Source organism: Pseudomonas brassicacearum, from assembly GCF_003732265.1.
GTDB classification, from domain to species: Bacteria; Pseudomonadota; Gammaproteobacteria; order Pseudomonadales; family Pseudomonadaceae; genus Aquipseudomonas; species Aquipseudomonas brassicacearum_D.
Genome location: NZ_MOBK01000209.1, coordinates 1 through 584, shown reverse-complemented (window position 1 = coordinate 584; position 584 = coordinate 1). Strand labels below are relative to the sequence as shown.

Genomic DNA, 584 nt, shown 5'->3' with positions numbered 1-584 from the left:
TGCCACCAGTTCGGCGAAGGAAAACGGCTTGATCAGGTAATCGTCGGCACCCAGTTCGAGGCCTTGGACGCGGTCGGGGATGTCATCGCGGGCGGTGAGGAACAGCACCGGTGTGTCCGCTTCCTTGCGCAACCGGCGCAGGACTTCCCAGCCATCCATTTTCGGCATCATCACATCGAGCACGATCACATCGAAACTGTGTTCCAGCGCCAGGTGCAGCCCGTCGGCACCGTCGCGGGCGAGGCTGACGCTGTAACCCAGTTCCTGTAAACCGTTGAGCAGGTAGTTGCCCGCCTTGGGTTCGTCTTCGACAACCAGAATATTCATCGATCAGTCTCAATGGTCATTGATGCAGCCGCTGCCTTGTACCTGATAGTCCAGCACATGTTCGCGGCCCTGATGGTCGAGGTAATTCAATTGCGCCGGGACCACGCCACACGCTTGTGAAATATCGGTGCTGGACAGGACTTTGTCGACATCGAGATTGACGTAGAAGCCGGATTTGTCATGAATCACGGCGGTGTCGGGCATGTTCGCGGCGAACACGCTGCCGGTGGCGAGGAGGGCGGTGAAGGCGAGCAGGA

The 584-nt window shown here is 58.7% G+C and carries 2 protein-coding genes; both read right to left on the bottom strand.

Annotated elements, in window-relative coordinates; genetic code table 11:
* Positions 1-327: response regulator (locus tag BK660_RS30890; protein WP_123436430.1), on the bottom strand; the 327-nt coding region annotated here is incomplete at its 3' end.
* A gap of 9 nt (positions 328-336) precedes the next feature.
* Positions 337-582, bottom strand: a complete 246-nt coding sequence (locus BK660_RS30885) for a DUF2790 domain-containing protein (RefSeq protein ID WP_123436429.1) — start codon at positions 580-582, stop codon at positions 337-339.
* Positions 583-584 lie beyond the last annotated feature (2 nt).